The organism is Streptomyces sp. NPDC028298 (genome assembly GCF_055565895.1).
Genome location: NZ_JBVHTL010000001.1, coordinates 1,911,007 through 1,928,912, shown reverse-complemented (window position 1 = coordinate 1,928,912; position 17,906 = coordinate 1,911,007). Strand labels below are relative to the sequence as shown.

At 71.2% G+C, this 17,906-nt stretch carries 12 protein-coding genes; 8 read left to right on the top strand and 4 right to left on the bottom strand.

Going from position 1 to position 17,906, the window contains the following annotated elements; translation table 11 throughout:
• Window positions 1–209: 209 nt before the first annotated feature.
• Window positions 210–1,391 carry a trypsin-like serine peptidase gene (locus tag ACZ4TO_RS08300; protein WP_468023744.1) on the bottom strand — a complete coding sequence of 394 codons (1,182 nt, stop codon included), beginning with the start codon at window positions 1,389–1,391 and terminating at the stop codon, window positions 210–212.
• Between the two features lie 118 nt (window positions 1,392–1,509).
• Complete coding sequence (locus ACZ4TO_RS08295) at window positions 1,510–2,739, bottom strand: trypsin-like serine peptidase (protein WP_385040606.1); 1,230 nt, start codon at window positions 2,737–2,739, stop codon at window positions 1,510–1,512.
• Between the two features lie 340 nt (window positions 2,740–3,079).
• On the opposite strand from ACZ4TO_RS08295, the gene ACZ4TO_RS08290 reads away from it, so the two are divergent.
• The 4 genes from ACZ4TO_RS08290 to ACZ4TO_RS08275 all read left to right on the top strand — a co-directional run bounded on the left by ACZ4TO_RS08290 (window position 3,080) and on the right by ACZ4TO_RS08275 (window position 9,838).
• A complete protein-coding gene (locus ACZ4TO_RS08290; RefSeq protein ID WP_468023743.1) occupies window positions 3,080–4,546 on the top strand; it encodes a diaminobutyrate--2-oxoglutarate transaminase family protein in 1,467 nt (488 codons plus the stop codon).
• A gap of 135 nt (window positions 4,547–4,681) precedes the next feature.
• Entirely contained in the window at window positions 4,682–6,781 is a 2,100-nt protein-coding gene (locus tag ACZ4TO_RS08285; protein ID WP_468023742.1) for an IucA/IucC family protein, read from the top strand.
• A 62-nt stretch (window positions 6,782–6,843) separates the two neighbouring features.
• Entirely contained in the window at window positions 6,844–7,611 is a 768-nt protein-coding gene (locus ACZ4TO_RS08280) for a GNAT family N-acetyltransferase (protein WP_468023741.1), read from the top strand.
• 220 nt (window positions 7,612–7,831) lie between these two features.
• Window positions 7,832–9,838 carry an ATP-dependent DNA helicase gene (locus ACZ4TO_RS08275; protein WP_468023740.1) on the top strand — a complete coding sequence of 669 codons (2,007 nt, stop codon included), beginning with the start codon at window positions 7,832–7,834 and terminating at the stop codon, window positions 9,836–9,838.
• Window positions 9,839–10,540: 702 nt separating this feature from the next.
• Here the strand turns inward: ACZ4TO_RS08275 and lexA are convergent.
• Window positions 10,541–11,317 carry a transcriptional repressor LexA gene (lexA, locus tag ACZ4TO_RS08270; protein ID WP_103549644.1) on the bottom strand — a complete coding sequence of 259 codons (777 nt, stop codon included), beginning with the start codon at window positions 11,315–11,317 and terminating at the stop codon, window positions 10,541–10,543.
• Between the two features lie 517 nt (window positions 11,318–11,834).
• Here lexA and nrdR point away from each other — a divergent pair.
• The 3 genes from nrdR (at window position 11,835) to ACZ4TO_RS08255 (ending at window position 16,349) form a co-directional block, all read left to right on the top strand.
• On the top strand, window positions 11,835–12,386 hold the full coding sequence (gene nrdR, locus ACZ4TO_RS08265) for a transcriptional regulator NrdR (RefSeq protein WP_467313061.1): 552 nt from the start codon (window positions 11,835–11,837) through the stop codon (window positions 12,384–12,386).
• A 162-nt stretch (window positions 12,387–12,548) separates the two neighbouring features.
• A complete protein-coding gene (locus ACZ4TO_RS08260; protein ID WP_382794232.1) occupies window positions 12,549–15,446 on the top strand; it encodes a vitamin B12-dependent ribonucleotide reductase in 2,898 nt (965 codons plus the stop codon).
• A 219-nt stretch (window positions 15,447–15,665) separates the two neighbouring features.
• Window positions 15,666–16,349 carry a DUF6215 domain-containing protein gene (locus tag ACZ4TO_RS08255; protein ID WP_468023739.1) on the top strand — a complete coding sequence of 228 codons (684 nt, stop codon included), beginning with the start codon at window positions 15,666–15,668 and terminating at the stop codon, window positions 16,347–16,349.
• 186 nt (window positions 16,350–16,535) lie between these two features.
• On the opposite strand, the gene ACZ4TO_RS08250 is transcribed toward ACZ4TO_RS08255, so the two are convergent.
• Entirely contained in the window at window positions 16,536–17,069 is a 534-nt protein-coding gene (locus ACZ4TO_RS08250) for a TerD family protein (RefSeq protein WP_382794225.1), read from the bottom strand.
• 154 nt (window positions 17,070–17,223) lie between these two features.
• Here ACZ4TO_RS08250 and ACZ4TO_RS08245 point away from each other — a divergent pair, with 154 nt between their 5' ends.
• The gene (locus ACZ4TO_RS08245; protein ID WP_382794222.1) at window positions 17,224–17,829 is read left to right on the top strand and encodes a YdbC family protein; all 606 of its coding nucleotides are present in this window, start codon (window positions 17,224–17,226) and stop codon (window positions 17,827–17,829) included.
• Window positions 17,830–17,906 lie beyond the last annotated feature (77 nt).

The following is a 17,906-nucleotide window of genomic DNA, read 5'->3' as shown; positions in this document are numbered from 1 at the left end:
TCCGGCACGCCGGCGCCGCGTCGGGCAACCGGTCCGGCACGCCGGCGCCGCGTCGGGCAACCGGTTCGGCACGCTGGCGCTCCGTCGGGCAACCGGTTCGGCACGCTGGCAGGCGATGGCTCAGGACGCACGAAGGCCCGCCCCCTCTCGAGGGGGCGGGCCTTCGCCGTGCACGCGTGCGCGAGGTCGCGATCGGCGGACGGAGCCGGCTACCGGCCGCCGTACTCCTCGCTCATCTGCCGGTAGAGCGCCTGGGCCTCCCCGCCCAACTGCGGTCCCGCCAGCCAGGTGTGCGCGGCCGGGCCGATCGAGGTGTTGGAGACGAGTTCGGTCCGGCCGTCGACGACCCGGAACCAGCCGCCGCCGGACGAACCGCCGGTCATGGTGCAGCCGATGCGGTACATCGTGGGCATGGCCGGGCTCAGGGACAGGCGGCCGGGCGTGTCGACGCACTTGAACATGCTCAGTCCGTCGTAGGGCGGCGCGGCCGGGTAGCCCCAGGCGCCCACCGTCCCGGCGTCCCGGGCCGACGGCGCGGAGAAGTCCACGTCCAGCGCGTTGCCGACGGTCTCCTCCAGTGACCTGCCGCCCTGCTCCGGCCGCACATGCAGCACGGCGTAGTCGTACGGGGCGCCCGCACCGCCCGTCTCGTCACCGCCCGAGATCCACTCGTCGGAGGTCGAGGCCCAGTCCGCCCACCACTGGCCGTACGGCGCGATCTCCGAGGCGGCGGCACCGGCGAGCTGCGCCTCGGACCTGCCCTGGTCGTTGTAGGAGGGCACGAAGGCGATGTTGCGGTACCAGCCGCCGTTCCTTCCGGCGTGCACGCAGTGGCCCGCGGTCCACACGAGGTTGGACTTTCCGGGGTGGTTCACGTCCTTGACGACCGTGCCCGAGCAGACCATCGAGCCCTCGGGGGAGTCGAAGAAGACCTTCCCGACCGGTGCGGCGTGCTCGTGGTACGGAGTCTGCTCGGCCCGCGCGTCGACGGGAGCCGGCTCGGGGTCGCTGACGCCTTGGTCCGCCGCCGCGTCCTGCACGGAGACCGTCTTGGCCGGGTCCTTGGCGGACTTCATCCGCTCGGGCTTCCACAGCCCGTGGATCACCGGATTGACGAAGTCCTCGGCCTCACCGAGCCACTTGTCCTTGTCCCAGTTCTTCCAGTCGCCGTTCTTCCACCGGTCGACATCGATCCCGTGCTCCTTGAGCCGGTCCTTGATGCCGTCCGGGACGTCGATCTTGTCGTCGCCGCTCGCCGACCCCCGCGAAGCGGAGGCGGTGGACCCGCCGTCCGCCCGGTCGTCACCGGTGCCGCAGGCGGTCGCGGCCAGTGCCAGGGCGGCCATGAGGCCGGCGGCGAGGGCCCTGCGTCGCGGTCCTGAGAATCTCATCGGTTTTCGTACCCCCCGGTCGAATCCCTGTCTCCGTGCCGGCCGGGCGCGGGCGGCTCCGCGGGGAATCCCCCGCCCCGGCCTCCCGCGCCCGCCCGGACGTGTCACGTCACGCGTGTCACCGCCCGGCGAACTTCGCGCTCACCGAGTCGTACACGCCCTTGGCCACATCGCCCAGCCGCGGACCCGCCAGCCAGCCGAACTTGACCGGTCCGATCGAGGTGTTGGACACCAGGGCCGGCTTGCCGTCCGACCCCGTGGCCACCCAGCCGCCGCCCGAGGAACCACCGGTCATCGTGCAGCCGATGCGGTACATCGTCGGGTCGGACCGGGTGACCGACAGCCGGCCCGGCTTGTCCGTGCACTGGTACAGCTTCTGGCCGTCGAACGGCGCCGCCGCCGGATATCCGGTGGCCGTGATGGCGGACACCTTGGGCACGGCCGGAGCGTTGAAGTTCACCGGCAGCGCCGAACCCACCGTCTCCTCGAGGGACTTGCCGCCGCTGCCCTTCTCCGGCGTCACGTGCAGCACCGCGTAGTCGTACGACGCCCCCTGGCCGCCCGTGGAACCGCCCTGCTCGATCCACTGGTCCGAGGTCTGCGCCCAGTCGCTCCACCAGACACCGTAGGGAGCGACCTCCTCGCGCGGGGCGCTCTCCAACTGCGCCTCCGTCTTGCCCTGGTCGTTGTAGGAGGGCACGAAGGCGATGTTGCGGTACCAGCCGCCCTTCTTGCCGGCGTGCACGCAGTGGCCCGCGGTCCACACGAGGTTGGACTTGCCCGGGTGCGCCGGGTCCTCGACCACCGTCGCCGAACAGACCATCGTGCCCTCGGGGGCGTCGAAGAACACCTTGCCCGCCACCGGCACGCTTGCGTGGTAGGACGGATTCACCGCCCGCGCCGTCACCGGGGCCGGCTCCGGGTCGGTGACCCCCTGGTCACCGCTCAGGTCGGCGTCGTCCACGCCCTTGTTCTTGTCCGGGTCGTCGGCGCCGCGCATACGGGACGGGTCCCAGAGCCCCTTGATGATCGGGTTGATGAAGTCGTCGGCCTGGCGCAGCCACTCGTCCCTGTCCCAGTTCTTCCAGGCGCCCTTCTTCCACTTGTCGACATCGATGCCGTGCTCTTTGAGCTTGTTCTTGATGTCGTCCGGGATCTGGATCTTTCCGTCGCCGCCCTGGGACGCGGAGGCGGTCGGCTCGCCGCTCGCCGTGTCGCTGCCCGAGTCGCAGGCGGTGGCCGTCAGCGTCAGGGCCGCGGCCAGACCGAGAGCCGCCAGGACGGGGGACGGTCTGCGGCGCGCGCTCCTGCCTCGACGGGCGGCGAAGGGCGGGCGTATGGATCGCATGGTGGGTAACTCCCCCTGAACGTATGGGAACTGTGCGGTGCGTCTGCGGGCGCCTGAGCGGCACGGCCGAACGGCATCACAGACTATGCGGTCGCTGTGCGGGACGCCCGACGGAACGGCAACGGTTCAGCTACGGGGGCGTGCGTCCGCCGCTCCCGCCGCTTCCTGACGGAAGGTCACCGCGCGGGCCGCCGTTCCGTCCCGGCAAAGAACCGGTAAGGAACCCCGAATCCACCCGCTTCCCAAAGCGACCGGCGTCGTTGGTACGTACGGGGGGCCTGCCGCCTGCGTCCGGACCCTCCTGCCAACTCGCCTCTGAACAGCGGGAGGACCTGAAGTCGTGGCCGTGACCGAGTCAGCGGTGGTGCCGGTGGGGGCGCCAGGGGAACCCGAGGGGGCGCGGGACGCCGGCGCCGGAGCGGCCGAGCGGGCGCGCGCCGCGCACGAGGGCATTCTGCGGCGCCAGTCGGCGCGCGAGTCGGCGGCTCGTACGTACGCGCGCGCCCTGCCGATCGTCCCCGTACGGGCTCGCGGGCTGACGATCGAGGGCGCCGACGGGCGCCGCTATCTCGACTGCCTCTCCGGAGCAGGGACCCTGGCCCTCGGGCACAACCACCCCGTCGTCCTCGAAGCGATCAGAAAGGTCCTCGACTCGGGGGCGCCGCTGCACGTCCTGGACCTCGCGACACCGGTCAAGGACGCCTTCACCACCGAGCTGTTCCGCAGCCTCCCCCCGCGGTTCGCCGAGCGCGCGCGGGTCCAGTTCTGCGGACCGGCCGGGACGGACGCCGTGGAGGCCGCCTTCAAGCTGGTGCGCGCCGCGACCGGCCGTACGGGCATGTTCGCCTTCACCGGCGCCTACCACGGGATGACCGCGGGGGCGCTCGAAGCGTCCGGGGGCGCGACCGACGTACGGGTCGCGCGCCTGCCCTATCCGCAGGACTACCGCTGTCCGTTCGGCATCGGTGGTGAGCACGGCGCCGAACTCGCCGCGCGCTGGACGGAGTCCCTGCTCGACGACAGCAAGTCGGGGGTGCCGCTCCCCGCCGGGATGATCCTCGAACCCGTCCAGGGCGAGGGCGGGGTCATTCCCGCGCCGGACGCCTGGACCCGGCGGATGCGCGAGATCACCGAGGCCCGGTCCATCCCGCTGATCGTGGACGAGGTCCAGACGGGAGTGGGCCGGACCGGCGCGTTCTGGGCCGTGGAACACAGCGGGATCACCCCGGACGTGATGGTGCTGTCCAAGGCCATCGGCGGCAGCCTGCCCCTGGCCGTCGTCGTCTACCGCGACGACCTCGACGTCTGGGAGCCCGGCGCCCACGCCGGCACCTTCCGCGGCAACCAACTGGCCATGGCCGCCGGCACGGCCACCCTGGCCTACGTCCGTGAGCACCGCCTCGCCGAACGCGCGGCGACGGTCGGGGCCCGCATGCTGGAGCGGTTGGGCTCGCTCGCCTCGGAGTTCCCGTGCGTCGGGGACGTACGCGGCCGGGGTCTGATGATCGGCCTCGAACTCGTCGACCCCGAAGGACCGCCGCACCCCACCCCCGACGGCCCCCGTCCCGCCTCCCCCGAACTCGCCGCCGCCGTCCAGCGGGAGTGCCTGCGCCGAGGTCTGATCGTGGAGCTCGGAGGCCGCCGATCGAGCGTCGTTCGGCTCCTTCCACCCCTGACGATCAGCGACGAACAGGCCTCCGCCGTGCTCGACCGCCTGGCGGACGCGGTGAGCGCGGTGAGCGCGGCGGCCCTGGGGGAGCGGAGACCGGGCAGGGACGGGGTGCCGGGGGCCGCCGGTCCCGAGTGACGGCCCGGCCCCTCGGTATTCCCCGCCCCACCGCCGCTCCACGGACCGACCAGGAACGCCAAGAGCCCCGGCGCACTCCGGCTCAGGCCCGGTCACGTCGCCGCACGAGCCCGAACGACCCGCAAGGAACCTCTCGTGAACACCACCCCCGCACCCGACAGCCCTGCTTCCCCGTACGAGCGAACGGCCGTTCCCGTACCGGCCCCGCACCTGCCCGCACCCGAGTCCGTTCCCCGGCAGACGGACGCGGCCCGGGTGCCCCGAAGGCCGGGCCGGGCCACCGTGGACCCGCTGGACCTGTTGGACCTGCTCGACCACCCCGACACCCGGACCGCGGCGCAGGCGGCGGCCGTCGAGAATCTGCTGCGCTGCTGGGTACGGGAGAACGACCTGGCCGCCCCCGACGACGGAACGCTGCGCATCGCACTGCCGGCCAGCGGAGTGACCCTGCTCGTACCCGTCCACCACTGGTCCCGCTCCGGCTGGCACCGCTTCGGGCTTCCCCGTCTGGCCGGAACGCCCGAACAGGCACCGGCCGTCGACGCGGTGACCGTGGCGGCCCTTCTCGCTCGCCAGACGGCTCCCGGGACTCCGGCCGCGGACACGGTGCATCCGGCACCGGCCGACGACCCAGCGGCAGCGGCAGCGGCAGCGGCAGCGGCAACGAGAACGGGACCGGGCGCGGCAGCTTCGGGGGTTTGGGCTGGGGCTGGAGCTGAGGCGTCGGGTGAGGCCGGCGCCGGGCACACGGACAGCCCGGCCGGTGAGGGCACCGACCTCGTCGGCCGCGTCGCCGACTCGGTGCGGCGCACCGCCGTGTTCATCAGGGACCGCAGGGAGCACCCCGCCGACCCGCCCGACCACTTCCTCGCCGCGGAACAGGCGCTCCTCCTCGGCCACCCCCTGCACCCGACGCCCAAGGGGCGCGACGGCCTCTCCGACACCGAAGGCAGGCTCTACTCACCCGAGTTGCGCGGCTCCTTCCCCCTGCACTGGATGGCGGTCGCCCCCTCGGTCCTCGCGTCCGACTCGGCCTGGACGGAACGCGGCCGCCCCGTGTCGGCGGAGCAGCTCACCCTGCGGCTGGCCGGGCCCGGCCTGTCCCTCCCCGAGGGCTTCTCCGCCGTACTGCCCCTGCACCCCTGGCAGATGCGTGAGGTCCGGAGGCGTCCGGGGACCGCGGCCCTGCTGGACGCCGGGCTGCTCCGCGACCTCGGCCCGCACGGCACGCCCTGGCACCCCACCTCCTCCGTCCGCACCGTCTACCGCTCCGGTGCCCCAGCGATGCTGAAACTGTCGCTGGGACTGCGCATCACCAACTCCCGCCGCGAGAACCTCCGCAAGGAACTCCACCGCGGCGCCGAGGTCCACCGTCTGCTGCGCGGCGGCCTGTCCGAGCAGTGGCAGTCTGTCCACCCCGGCTTCGACATCGTCCGCGACCCGTCCTGGCTCGCCGTCGACGACCGGGACGGCGACCCGCTCCCCGGGCTCGACGTGATGATCCGGCACAACCCGTTCACGCCCACCGACGACGTCGGCTGCGTCGCGGGACTGGTCTCACCCCGGCCGTACGCCCGCCTGGGCACGCAGACCCCGGCCGAGCGCGGCCCCTTCATGCGGTCCCGGCTCACCGAGGTCGTCACCGGGCTCGCGGGCCGGACCGGCCGTCCGCGCGGCGCCGTCGCCACCGAATGGTTCCTGCGTTATCTCGAACAGGTCGTCCGCCCCGTGCTCTGGCTGGACAGCGAGGCGGGCATCGCCCTGGAGGCCCACCAGCAGAACACCCTGCTCGTGCTGGACGCCGACGGCTGGCCCACGGGCGGCCGCTACCGGGACAACCAGGGCTACTACTTCCGCGAGTCCCGGCGAGCCGAACTCGACCGGCGGCTGCCCGGCATCGGCGCGCACAGCGACACCTTCGTCCCCGACGAGGTCACCGACGAACGCTTCGCGTACTACCTGGCCATCAACAACGTGTTCGGGCTCATCGGCGCCTTCGGCTCCCAACGGCTCGCCGACGAGGCCCTGTTGCTCGCCGCGTTCCGGCGCTTCCTCGGCGGCGTGATCACCGGCCCGGCCCGGCTGCGGACTCCGCTGCCCGCCCTGCTGCTCGACTCGCCCGTCCTGCGCTGCAAGGCCAACCTGCTGACCCGGTTGCACGGCCTCGACGAACTCGTCGGCCCCGTGGACACCCAGTCCGTCTACGTCACCATCGCCAACCCCCTCCATTCCTGATCTCCGACTCCCCTCATCCCTGGGGAGCATGACCCACCCCGTCTCCCGAGAGGAGCGCCGTCGTGCCCCCCACCGATGAGAGCACCGACCCCGGCACCGGCACGGACTGCGAGGACACGCTCGACCTGCGCCTTTCCGACGAACTGATCGCCCTGTTCGCGCAGGGCGCCGGATCGGGGGACGAGACCGGGGAAGGGGCTCCGGACGGAGTCCCGGGCGGATCCCGGGACCAGACCGCGGACAGGAGGCCGGACGGGGGCGATCTGCTCGACCGGGTCGGCGGCTGGGGGCCGGCGAAGACACCCGCGGGCGTCCTCCAGCTCGTCCCGGTGCGTCCGGGCCGCGACCTGGCGCTCGTCCACCGCTGGATGAACGACCCCGCCGTCGCGGAGTTCTGGGAGCTGGCGGGTTCCGTGTCCGTGGTCGAGGAGCACGTGCTCCGGCAGCTCGACGGCGACGGACGCAGCGTCCCGTGTCTCGGCGTGCTCGACGGCACCCCGATGAGCTACTGGGAGATCTACCGCGCGGACCTCGATCCCCTGGCCCGCCACTACCCCGCCCGGCCCCACGACACCGGCATCCACCTCCTCATCGGCGGGGTCGCCGACCGCGGGCGCGGGCTCGGGTCCACCCTGCTCAGGGCCGTCGCCGACCACGTACTGGACCAGCGCGCCTCCTGCGCCCGTGTCGTCGCGGAACCCGACCTCCGCAACACGCCCTCCGTGTCCGCGTTCCTGAGCGCGGGCTTCCGCTTCTCCGCGGAGGTCGATCTGCCGGACAAGAGGGCGGCCCTCATGATCCGGGACCGGGCCCTGCGCGATCTGCTGTAGAGCCGTCGTTCCCGGTCCACCGGCCGATCACCCCCGACCCGGTTCCCCGCCGAGGAGTCCCCGTGTCCCATCTCTCCGCCGCCCCGGACGCCCGGGAGACACCCGCCGCGCGCGGCCCTTCACCAGCCGTGATCCCCCGGCGCGCGTCCGGCGCGATCACGCCCTCGGTTCCGGCCTTGATCGCTCGGTTGTCAGTGGCGCCCCGTAGGCTGGCAACGCTATGACGAAGCCCTCACTCCCCGAACTCCTGCATGCTGCCGTCACCGCTGTCGGCGGCACGGAGCGCCCCGGCCAGGTGACGATGGCCGAAGCCGTCGCGGCTGCCATCGACGACAGCTCCCACCTGCTGATCCAGGCGGGCACCGGCACCGGAAAGTCCCTCGGGTACCTGGTTCCCGCGCTCGCGCATGGCGAGCGGGTGGTCGTGGCGACGGCCACCCTGGCGCTCCAGCGCCAGCTCGTGGAGCGGGACCTGCCGCGCACCGTCGACGCGCTGCATCCGCTGCTGCGCCGCCGCCCCGAGTTCGCGATGCTGAAGGGCCGGTCGAACTACCTATGCCTGCACCGCCTGCACGAGGGCGTGCCGCAGGACGAGGAGGAGGGCCTCTTCGACCCGTTCGAGGCGGCCGCGCCCACCAGCAAGCTGGGACAGGACCTGCTGCGGCTGCGCGACTGGTCGGACGAGACCGAGACGGGTGACCGGGACGACCTCACCCCCGGGGTCTCCGACCGGGCCTGGGGCCAGGTGTCGGTGTCCTCCCGGGAGTGCCTCGGCGCCACGAAGTGCGCCTACGGAGCCGAGTGCTTCGCCGAGATGGCCCGCGAGCGGGCCAAGCTCGCCGAGGTCGTCGTCACCAACCACGCGCTGCTCGCGATCGACGCCATCGAGGGCGCGCCGGTCCTGCCGCAGCATGAGGTGCTGATCGTCGACGAGGCCCATGAGCTGGTCTCCCGGGTCACCGGCGTCGCCACCGGTGAGCTCACCCCGGGGCAGGTCAACCGCGCCGTGCGCCGCTCCGCGAAGCTCGTCAACGAAAAGGCCGCCGACCAGCTCCAGACCGCCGCCGAGGGCTTCGAACGGCTGATGGAGCTGGCGCTGCCGGGCCGCCTGGAGGAGATCCCGGAGGACCTCGGGTACGCGCTGATGGCGCTGCGCGACGCCGCCCGTACGGTGATCACCGCCCTCGGCTCCACCCGCGACAAGTCCGTCCAGGACGAGGACGCCGTCCGCAAGCAGGCACTGGCGTCCGTCGAGTCCGTGCATTCCGTGGCGGAGCGCATCGCCAACGGCTCCGAGTACGACGTCGTCTGGTACGAGCGGCACGACCGCTTCGGAGCCTCGCTCCGGGTCGCTCCGATGAACGTGTCCGGTCTCTTGAGGGAGAAGCTGTTCGCCGACCGCTCGGTCGTCCTGACGTCCGCCACGCTCAAGCTCGGTGGTGACTTCAACGGCGTGGGAGCCTCGATGGGGCTCGCGCCCGAGGGCACGGAGGGCGAGGACGTCCCGCCGTGGAAGGGCGTCGACGTCGGCTCGCCGTTCGACTACCCCCGGCAGGGCATCCTGTACGTCGCCCGGCATCTGTCGCGCCCCGCGCGGGACGCCGACCGCGGGGACATGCTCGACGAACTCACAGAGCTGATCCAGGCCGCCGGCGGTCGCACGCTCGGTCTGTTCTCCTCGATGCGCGCGGCCCAGCTCGCGGCGGAGGAGCTGCGGACCCGAATCCCCGAGTTCCCGATCCTGCTCCAGGGCGAGGAGACGCTCGGCGAGCTGATCAAGAACTTCGCGGCCGACCCGAAGACCTGCCTGTTCGGCACCCTCTCGCTCTGGCAGGGCGTCGATGTGCCGGGGCCCAGTTGTCAGCTCGTCGTCATGGACAAGATCCCCTTCCCGCGCCCGGACGACCCGCTGATGAGCGCCCGCCAGAAAGCGGTCGAGGAGAACGGGGGGAACGGCTTCATGGCCGTCGCCGCCACCCATGCCGCGCTCCTCATGGCCCAGGGCGCCGGCCGTCTGGTCCGGGCCACGGGTGACCGGGGTGTGGTGGCCGTGCTGGACCAGCGTCTGGCCACGGCCCGCTACGGCAGCTATCTGAAGGCCTCGCTCCCGGACTTCTGGTACACCACGGACCCGAACCAGGTGCGCAGATCCCTGGCAGCGATCGACGAAAAAGCCAGAACGACAGAACTCCCCACGGCCCCGTCCCCGACCCCGGACCCCGGGTAACCCAACCCGGCCCCGGCCAACCGCCGCCCGGTCGCCCGCCCCGCCCCGGGTCCGGCTCGACGCCCCCGCGCGGGGTCGTCCGGCACCTGGCCATGGCTGAAGGCCAGTTCGCGAACCCGTACCGCTCAACGAGGCCTGGCGCCTACCCAGCCGTCCAGCACCCCGGCGGAGCCCCCGGCCTCCGGGGGTCCGCCCGGCAGCCCGAGATCCCGGGGCTTCGCCCGACCTCCGGGACAGCCCTGGGGTTCACCCGACCACCGGGACCTCCCCGGGTTCCCCGGGCCTCCGAATCCCGCCGGGTGTCCCGACTTCCGGGACCGCTCCCGGGCTTCGCCCGACCTCCGGGACATCCCGGGGTCCCCGGCCTCCGGACCCCGCCGGGCCCCCTGATCTCCGGGACCTCTCCCCGGGATCTCCCCGGGACGCCGAAACCTGCCGAAGTCGCCTGATCTCCGGGACCCCCAGGGTTCGTCCGCCCCCCCCGGGACCCCTCCCGGGGTTCGCCCGACCTCGGGACCCGCCGGGGTCACGAGGCCTCCGGGACCCGGGGTCACGAGGCCTCCGGGACCCGGGGTCGCCCGGAGACCCCGGACCAGTCACCCCTGGTCAAGGCCCCCGGCCAGAACGCGCAGGGCCCCGGAACCGGCGCAGTGGTTCCGGGGCCCGGTCAGGGGCGGGGGCGGTGGACCGCCCGTCGCGGTGTCACACCCGGCGCAGTACGGCGACGACCTTTCCGAGGATGGTCGCCTCGTCACCGGGGATCGGCTGGTACGCCGAGTTGTGCGGCAGCAGCCACACGTGGCCGTCCTCCCGCTTGAAGCGCTTCACCGTGGCCTCGCCGTCCAGCATCGCGGCGACGATGTCACCGTTCTCGGCGACCGGCTGACGGCGGACCGTCACCCAGTCCCCGTCGCAGATCGCGGCCTCGATCATCGAGTCACCGACGACCTTCAGGACGAACAGCTCCCCGTCGCCCACGAGCTGGCGGGGGAGAGGGAAGACGTCCTCGACCGACTCCTCGGCGAGGATCGGGCCACCGGCGGCGATCCGGCCGACGAGCGGTACGTACGACGCGGCCGGCTTGCCCGCCGTGTCCGTCGGCTGCACCGACGACTGGTCCGAGCCCCGCACCTCGTAGGCACGAGGGCGGTGCGGGTCGCGCCGCAGGAAGCCCTTGCGCTCCAGCGCCATGAGCTGGTGCGCGACGGAGGAGGTGCTGGAGAGGCCGACGGCCTGCCCGATCTCCCGCATCGACGGCGGGTAGCCGCGGCGCTGCACGGAGTCCCGGATCACCTCGATCACCCGGCGTTGCCGGTCCGTGAGTCCCGAGCTGTCGGCCCGGATGCCTGGAGGTCGGCCAGGCAGGGAGCGCTTTGGCCCCTCATGATTCGCGGCTTCGTTCATCACATGCACCGGCTCGAGTCGGCCCTGGGAGCGGTCCTGGGCGGTGATGGTGGCGCTGTCTGCGGTGGTGGTCACGTCGGCCCCTCTCGATGGTCTCCCTGCTGGACAACGGTAGTTGCTTTCGAAAGGTTGCGCCAAACACACGTTCGAGTGAAAAACCGCGAATTGCCTGACGTGAGCATGTGTCCGGGTGTATGGCTGTCGACGCGCCTGGCGGACAAAAGGGCTCATTGCTGTACCCTTCAGCGCCGGAGGCGGCAGCCGTGTCGGCTGACCTGGGCCGTCGCCCAGTCTGCCATCCGATGGCCGACCGGCCGGGAACCGGCCCCTTCCGTGCGTCGACCACGCTATCCCCGTGTGTCCGGGATGGGTATGCCTGTGCGGCACGTGCCCTTACGTGTACGACACGCGCGGCGTGGGCGGTTTCACGAGCTGATCCCCACATCTAGTGGTTGGATTGCGGAGGCATCCCAGAAGTTGTGGTCCCCCGGGTCTCCTGACCCTCGGGCATCGCCTATGCTGGAGCCTGCTTCGAGGGGCCCGTGAGGTCCCGCGAGGTTTCTGAGTCGTGCTGTGAAGGAGGGTTGGAGCCATGCACTGCCCCTTCTGCAGGCACCCGGACAGCCGCGTCGTCGACAGTCGTACGACCGACGACGGCACGTCGATCCGCAGGCGCCGCCAGTGCCCCGACTGCTCCCGTCGTTTCACGACCGTGGAGACGTGCTCCCTGATGGTGGTGAAGCGCTCCGGTGTGACCGAGCCCTTCAGCCGCATCAAGGTCATCAACGGCGTGCGCAAGGCGTGCCAGGGACGGCCTGTCACCGAGGACGCGCTCGCCCAGCTCGGGCAGCGGGTCGAGGAGGCCGTGCGAGCCACCGGAAGCGCCGAGCTGACCACCCACGACGTGGGGCTGGCCATACTCGGACCTTTGCAGGAACTCGACCTCGTGGCCTACATGAGGTTCGCGTCCGTGTACCGGGCCTTCGACTCGCTCGACGACTTCGAAGCCGCCATCGCGGAACTCAGGCAGGTGAATCAGCGCCCCGCCGAGGACGACGACGTCCCGGACGCGGTGCGCCAGGAGACCGATCACGGGCAGGGCGGAACCGTCGAGGTTCCCGTGCCCGCCACCGCCGCCGACTGACCGAGGCCCGGACCCCTCGGGTCCTCCGGGCCCGCCGGCGGGCGGCGACCACAGACTTGCAGCGCACGGCCGTACCAACGGCGCGCGCGGCATCAGACACACACCGTGCCACGGGAAGTTCGCGGCACTTGAGCGCGTTTTAGCCTGTTACAGGGAGGCGGCATGACAGAGACGGCGAGCGGTCCGGCACGAGGTTCCCGCGCGAAGGGCGGAGCCAAGGCCAGCAAGGGACTGCGCATCGAGCGCATCCACACCACCCCCGGCGTGCACCCGTACGACGAGGTGGAATGGGAGCGCCGTGACGTCGTCATGACCAACTGGCGCGACGGCTCGGTCAACTTCGAGCAGCGTGGCGTCGAGTTCCCCGGCTTCTGGTCGGTGAACGCGGTCAACATCGTCACCAGCAAGTACTTCCGAGGTGCCGTCGGCACCCCGCAGCGCGAGGTGAGCCTCAAGCAGCTCATCGACCGCATCGTGAAGACGTACCGGAAGGCCGGCGAGGACTTCAAGTACTTCGCCTCGCCCGCCGACGCCGAGATCTTCGAGCACGAGCTGGCGTACGCCCTCCTGCACCAGATCTTCAGCTTCAACAGCCCGGTCTGGTTCAACGTCGGGACCCCCCAGCCCCAGCAGGTCTCCGCCTGCTTCATCCTGGCCGTCGACGACTCCATGGAGTCGATCCTCGACTGGTACAAGGAAGAGGGCATGATCTTCAAGGGCGGCTCCGGCGCCGGCCTGAACCTCTCCCGCATCCGCTCCTCCAAGGAGCTCCTCTCCTCGGGCGGCAACGCCTCGGGTCCCGTCTCCTTCATGCGCGGTGCCGACGCCTCCGCAGGAACGATCAAGTCGGGCGGCGCCACCCGCCGCGCGGCCAAGATGGTCATCCTGGACGTCGACCACCCCGACATCGAGGACTTCATCCAGACCAAGGTCAAGGAAGAGGAGAAGATCCGCGCCCTGCGCGACGCGGGCTTCGACATGGACCTGGGCGGCGACGACATCACGTCCGTCCAGTACCAGAACGCCAACAACTCGGTCCGCGTGAACGACACGTTCATGAAGGCCGTCGAGACCGGCGGCAAGTTCGGTCTCACCTCGCGCATGACCGGTGAGGTCATCGAGGAGGTCGACGCCAAGTCCCTCTTCCGCAAGATGGCCGAGGCCGCCTGGGCCTGCGCCGACCCGGGCATCCAGTACGACGACACGATCAACCACTGGCACACGTGCCCGGAGTCCGGTCGTATCAACGGCTCGAACCCGTGCAGCGAGTACATGCACCTGGACAACACGTCCTGCAACCTCGCCTCCCTGAACCTGATGAAGTTCCTGAAGGACGACGGCAAGGGCCACCAGTCCTTCGACGTCGAGCGCTTCTCCCAGGTCGTCGAGCTGGTCATCACCGCGATGGACATCTCCATCTGCTTCGCCGACTTCCCGACCGAGAAGATCGGCGAGAACACCCGCGCCTTCCGCCAGCTCGGCATCGGCTACGCCAACCTCGGCGCCCTGCTGATGGCGACCGGCCACGCGTACGACTCCGACGGCGGCCGCGCGCTCGCCGGCGCCATCACCTCCCTGATGACCGGTACGTCGTACAAGCGTTCCGCCGAACTCGCCGCGGTCGTCGGCGCGTACGACGGTTACGCCCGCAACGCGCAGCCCCACCAGCGCGTCATGAAGCAGCACGCCGACGCCAACACCTCGGCCGTCCGCGTGGACGACCTGGACACCCCGATCTGGGCCGCCGCCACGGAGGCCTGGCAGGACGTGATCCGCCTCGGCGAGAAGAACGGCTTCCGCAACGCGCAGGCCTCCGTCATCGCCCCGACCGGCACCATCGGTCTCGCGATGTCCTGCGACACCACCGGCCTCGAGCCCGACCTCGCGCTGGTCAAGTTCAAGAAGCTCGTCGGCGGCGGCTCGATGCAGATCGTCAACGGCACCGTCCCGCAGGCCCTGCGCCGCCTGGGCTACCAGGAGGAGCAGATCGAGGCGGTCGTCGCCCACATCGCCGAGCACGGCAACGTGATCGACGCCCCGGGTCTCAAGCACGAGCACTACGAGGTGTTCGACTGCGCCATGGGCGAGCGCTCCATCTCCGCGATGGGCCACGTCCGCATGATGGCCGCGATCCAGCCGTGGATCTCCGGCGCGCTCTCCAAGACGGTCAACCTGCCGGAGACGGCGACCGTCGAGGACGTCGAAGAGGTCTACTTCGAGGCGTGGAAGATGGGCGTCAAGGCGCTCGCGATCTACCGCGACAACTGCAAGGTCGGCCAGCCCCTCTCCGCCAAGACCAAGGAGAAGGAGAAGGCCGAGGTCACGGCCAAGGCCGAGGACACCATCCGTACCGCGGTCGAGAAGGTCGTCGAGTACCGCCCGGTCCGCAAGCGCCTGCCCAAGGGCCGTCCCGGCATCACGACGTCCTTCACGGTCGGCGGCGCCGAGGGTTACATGACCGCCAACTCCTACCCCGACGACGGTCTCGGCGAGGTCTTCCTCAAGATGTCGAAGCAGGGCTCGACCCTCGCGGGCATGATGGACGCCTTCTCGATCGCCGTCTCGGTGGGTCTGCAGTACGGCGTGCCGCTGGAGACGTACGTCTCGAAGTTCACGAACATGCGCTTCGAGCCGGCCGGCATGACGGACGACCCGGACGTGCGGATGGCGCAGTCGATCGTCGACTACATCTTCCGCCGCCTGGCGCTCGACTTCCTGCCGTTCGAGACGCGCTCCGCGCTCGGCATCCACTCCGCCGAGGAGCGTCAGCGTCACCTGGAGACGGGTTCCTACGAGCCCTCCGAGGACGAGCTCGACGTCGAGGGTCTGGCCCAGTCCGCGCCCCTCGCCCAGGAGCTGAAGGCCGTCGCCGCCCCGAAGACCGAGGCGGTCGTGGCCGAGCCCGCTCCCAAGCAGGTCCGCACCAGCGCCGAGCTGGTGGAGATGCAGCTCGGCATCCAGGCCGACGCCCCGCTCTGCTTCTCCTGCGGTACGAAGATGCAGCGGGCCGGTTCCTGCTACATCTGCGAGGGCTGCGGTTCGACGAGCGGTTGCAGCTGACACGGGCCGGACGGGCGCCGCGGCTGACGTCGCGCGCCCGCCGGGCGTAAGAGGCTGATCAGGGCGGTGGAGCGAGCAGTCGGCTCCACCGCCCTCGGCGTTGCCGGAGGCCGCCGCCGGGTCCGGCGGCGGACCGGGACGAATTCGCCTTTCCCATGAAACGATCAACGGCTAGTCTCCCTCCGCGCGCACGGAGCGTGCAGGGGGAGGGCGGGGGACATGGCCGACAAGGTGGTCGGATCGAGGAGAGGCCTGAACGCGGGGGTTCAGGCCGTGGCTGCGGTGGTGCTCGTCGCGGGCGTCTCGGGGGGCATATGGGGGATTTCGCGGATCCTTCCGAACAGCGGCGGCGGCGCCGACGACCCGGTCAGGTGTTCCGACCGGCTCAGCACCCCGCCGCCGAAGCGCGTCTCCGGTGTGCAGTTGTGCCAGGCGCTCAACCGCGCGGATCTGCCGGTTCTGCTCGGGACGCCGGACGAGCGCGCGCGGACGGCCGACGGCGACGACAGTTGGATCACCCTCGACGGCGGTACCAAGATCGCCAGCCCTGAGGCGAACGTGACCCTGAAGACGTACTCCGTGAAGCTGTCGGCCTCGGACGACCGGCTCTCCGTCTCACAGGGCCTGGATCTGCTGCCTAAGGCGGAGCCGAGACAGATCCTGGGCCACCCGGCGGTCCTCTACTCGGACCGGACGATCGCCCTCAGTCTCGGTTCGGGCAAGGCCGAGAGCGGCCCCGGTGGCGTCGCCCGCAGCCTGCTGGTCGCCAAGGACCCCAAGGGGGGCGGCGGTTCGTTCGAGATCTCCGTCTGGCGTCAGGACGGCGTGGCACCCGACGACGCGGCGCTGTTCCGCGTCGCCGAGCTGGTGCTGCCGACGGTTCCGGGCTGGAAGAGCGGCTGAACGCCCGCCGTCATACCCGCCGTCATCGGGCGGGCCCGCGGCGGCTCGGCACCGACGGCCGACGCGGCTCGGTACCGACGGCCGACGCGGTGCGGACCGACCGCCGACGCGGCGCGGACCGGACGGCCGGCGCCATGCGGACAGCGCGGTCGGCGCGGCGCGGGCAGAAGGTCGCCGGGCTGGGCCTCACGCCTCCTGCGGGTTGCCCATGACCCTCGCGAAGGTCGCCGGGTCGGTGTCGTAGCCGTGGATGCCCGCGTGGAACGTCCATTCACCGGAGTGGTCGCGCACGAACTCCCCGATGGTCGCGGCCGTCGAACCCAGGACGTCGCCGAAGTCGCCTTCCGTCAGCACGGTGTAGCCCTCGCGCAGACGGAAGGCGGGGTTCAGGACGCCGACGAACGTCCGCGCCTCGGTGCGCTGCTGGATGAGGACCCCGACGACCACGCGCGCGTACCGGCTGTCCAGGCGGTCGAGTTCCAGGGTCATGACCTCGTCCCAGCCGAAGCCTTTGCCGTCTTTGCTGTCGCGGTTCAGATAGATGGTGCCGTCCGGCGAGCGGCTGCCGAAGTACACCACGTAGTCCGGGTTGCCGTTCGGCGCGGACGCCAGAAACGTCGCCGCCACGATGTCGAGATCGGTCGCGGGCTCGCCCACGGGACTGGGATCCCACTTGATCGCCAACTCGGCCTTGCGGATTCCCTTGTTGAGACCGTTCACCGGATGTCCCCTCCCCGTTCCTCAACAGTCGCCGGTCCAACTCCCCTGAGAGCAGGGCCGGTTGCCCATCGTGCCATGGGCGCCGGGGCGTGCGCCCGGATCCACTCCGCCGGAGCGTGACCGGCGCCACGTTCCGGGGCCTTACGATGGCGCGGTGCTGGTCAAGTGGATTCGCTGCACCGTGGTCGACCGCCGCGGTTTCGAACGCGGGCAGCGAAAGTGGGCGGGGCTTCTGGGGGAGCCGGGATTCCGGGGACAGGGGGGAGGGTGGAGTGTGGGACGGTCCGGTGTCGCGCACATCTTCTCCTTCTGGGAGAGCCGCGCCTTCTACGACTCCTTCATGGCCCGGTCCCACGACCGGCTCGCCGCGTCGCAGTCCGGCACCTTCAAGGATTCCCAGGTCAAGCTGTTCGACTACCGCTTCGACGTGAAGACCGGGTTCGAACCGCGTTTCACGGACTCCGACGTGGTCCGGGTCGCGCACTGCCGTGTCCACGAGGAACGCGCGGAACACTTCGCCCTGATGCAGGAGAAGGTCTGGAACCCCGCGATGGCCGGTTCGCCCGGCATGATCAGGGGCATGTTCGGCGAGGCGCCCGGCAGTGAGTTCCTGGTCCTGTCCATGTGGCAGTCGGCGGCCGAGCACGGGAAGTACCGCGCCGAGCGGCTGGAGCGGCTGGCGCTGCGCGCCCAGCTCGAGGCCGACATAGCGGCTCTCGCGGGAGACGTCGTGCAGCTCGAACCCGGCTGGATCGTCTGACGGCATCCCTCCCGTCGGGCGAACTGATGTGCGGGAAAGTGTGACCTGTACTGCCGGAACGGTGTGACCTGCGCCTT

Coding starts and splice junctions, on each gene's coding strand:
- ACZ4TO_RS08300 (WP_468023744.1), bottom strand. CDS start 1,391: ATGAGATTCTCAGGACCGCGACGCAGGGCCCTCGCCGCCGGCCTCATG.
- ACZ4TO_RS08255 (WP_468023739.1), top strand. CDS start 15,666: ATGGCCGACAAGGTGGTCGGATCGAGGAGAGGCCTGAACGCGGGGGTT.
- nrdR (WP_467313061.1), top strand. CDS start 11,835: ATGCACTGCCCCTTCTGCAGGCACCCGGACAGCCGCGTCGTCGACAGT.
- ACZ4TO_RS08295 (WP_385040606.1), bottom strand. CDS start 2,739: ATGCGATCCATACGCCCGCCCTTCGCCGCCCGTCGAGGCAGGAGCGCG.
- ACZ4TO_RS08260 (WP_382794232.1), top strand. CDS start 12,549: ATGACAGAGACGGCGAGCGGTCCGGCACGAGGTTCCCGCGCGAAGGGC.
- ACZ4TO_RS08275 (WP_468023740.1), top strand. CDS start 7,832: ATGACGAAGCCCTCACTCCCCGAACTCCTGCATGCTGCCGTCACCGCT.